The 2505-nt window shown below is 72.6% G+C and carries 1 protein-coding gene; it reads left to right on the forward strand.

Features of this window, described 5'->3' with window-relative positions; translation table 11 throughout:
• Window positions 1-155: 155 nt before the first annotated feature.
• On the forward strand, window positions 156-2505 hold a 2350-nt coding region (locus D7V97_RS42145), incomplete at its 3' end, for a serine/threonine protein kinase (protein ID WP_147445233.1).

Consider the following 2505-nt stretch of genomic DNA (forward strand, 5'->3'; position numbering starts at 1 on the left):
GTTTTTGGGGGGCAGGGCGGGGCCTGAAAGTTCGCGTGCGGCGGCCGGGGTGCCTAGAGTCGACACCCGGCGGGTCGGCCCGCTCCCCCGGGCCCGGATTGCAGTAGGCTCTGGAAAAAGTTCACCGTACCACCCGCGGACGCACCTCCACTCCCTTGAGCTCGCCCCAGACGGCCACCCCGTTCGGAAAGTACCTGCTCATCAAGCGCCTCGCGCTGGGCGGGATGGCGGAGCTGTTCCTGGCGCACAAGCCGCCGTCTCCGGAGCTGGTGGTCATCAAGCGGATCCTCCCGTACCTCTCCGAGGAGCCGGAGTTCGTCCAGATGTTCCTGGACGAGGCGCGCATCGCCGCCCAGCTGCACCACCCCAACGTCGTGCAGGTGCACGAGCTGGGGAAGGAGGGCGACAACATCTTCATCTGCATGGAGTACGTGGAGGGCGTCGACCTGCGCCGCGTGCTCCTGGAGGAGGCCAAGTACGGCGCCTCCATGCCCTACGGGGTCGCGGCGCGCATCTGCGCGTACATCGCCGCGGGCCTGGATCACGCGCACTTCAGCCGGGGCGTGGATGGCCGTCCGTTGGAGCTGATCCACCGGGATGTCAGTCCGCAGAACGTGATGATCTCCTACGACGGGCGCGTGAAGCTCGTCGACTTCGGCATCGCCAAGGCCGGCGCGTTCATGGAGCGCAGCAAGCCGGGCGTCATCAAGGGGAAGTTCCTCTACCTGTCGCCCGAGCAGATCATGCAGGAGCGGCTGGACCACCGGGCGGACATCTACGCGCTCGGGGTGATGCTGTATGAGATCACCACCGGCAAGCAGCCCTTCCACCGGGCCACCACGGAGGGGATCCTCTACGCCATCCGCTACGAGGAGCCGCCCCCGCCGCACCTGGTGCGCCCCGACTATCCGGAGGAGCTGTCGCGCATCGTGATGCGGTGCCTGCTGAAGGACCGCAACCTGCGCTATCAGCGTGCGTCCGCCGTGCGCACGGACCTGGAGGCGTTCCTCACCTCGGGCGTGCTCAAGCAGAGCACGGACATCTCCCAGTACATCGCGCGCCTGCTGGGCGAGGCCGACGAGCGCACCGTGCTGCACATCCCCCCGGCCAAGCGCGCGGGCCGGCACGACGCCACCCTCCCGCTGCCGCCCCTGCGCCCGTCGCCCCCGCCGGTCCCCGACGTGGAGGACACCGCCGCGAGGACGCTGCCGCTCCCCGACGTGGAGGACACGGCCTCGCGCACGATTCCCCTGCCGGGGCTCGCGGACACCGGCGCGCGCACCCTGCCACTGGGGGATGCGGCGTATGGAGCCGGGGCGCCGCCGTCCCGGATGGGCTCCTCGCCGATGACGCCCGCGGGGCTCGTGGCGCGTCCTCCCTCGCGCCGGCCCACGCATGAGGCCGCGGCGCTGCGCGCCTACGACGCGGAGGAGGGCGAACCCGAGACGCAGATGGCGCTGCCGCGCGAGCTGCCCACGGGCACCGACGAGGACGAGGACTACGACGAGTCCACCGCCGTCGGGACGATGCCCGGCGCCCCTCCGCCTTCGCCGCGCTACCTCGAACCCATGCTGGAGGACGAGGACGAAGACGCCGACTCCACCGTGCCGCTGCGCGCGCGCCGGCCCCGGGGGCCCGTGCCCGCGCCCCTGCCGGTGCGGCGGAGTGGCGTCGCGGAGCCGCCTTCGCGCTCGACGCCCGCGGCGGAGGCCTCGCGCTCGCGTCGCTCGTCGTCGCCGGGCGTGGCCATGGCGCGCGGTTCCGTGGAAGAGGATGGGGATCCGTTTCCGCCCTCACCGCGACGCACGCCTCCCCACCCGCGACAGGACCTGACCCCGCCGCCCGCACCGGCCCCGCGTCGCTACGGCGATGACGGTCGCTCCGAGCCGCTGTCCTCCGGTCCCCGTCGTATGGGGATCCCCTCCAGTGACGACGGCCGCTCGGAGCCGCTGGCTTCGGGCCCCCGTCGCATGAACGTGCCCGCGGGTGATGACGGGCGCACGTCACAACCTCCGGGCCCGCGGCGTTCGGGCGCGTCCTCCCCCCCCTCGAACCCGGGGCCCCGGAACCTCCGCGCGCCGCCGCGTCCGTCGCCCGAGGACGAAGAGCACTTCAGCACCGACCCGGGCATGTCCGGGATGAGCCTCACGGATCCGACGCCCACCCGCTCCCCGGATCCGGATGACGACGAGTCCACCGTCGGCTTCCAGGCGCCGCGCCGGACGCCCCGGAAGGCCCTGCACGTCCCCGACGACGACTTCGACGACGGGCCCGATACCTTCGACGAAGCCTCCCAACCGCCGCCCCGGCGCTCCCGCGTCCTCCTCCTGCTCGTGCTGGGCACGGTGCTCCTCACCGTGCTGGGCGTGGGACTCGCCTGGAAGATGGGCCTCTTCCAGGCGGAGGAGGTGTCCCCTCCCACGCCGATGAAGGCGCCTCCTGCGGGTGACACCCTCCGGCCCGGCCCCACCGGCGCGGCTCCCGTGGCGCCACCCACGCCCGAAG

It is taken from the genome of Corallococcus sp. CA053C (genome assembly GCF_003611675.1).
GTDB lineage: Bacteria > Myxococcota > Myxococcia > Myxococcales > Myxococcaceae > Corallococcus.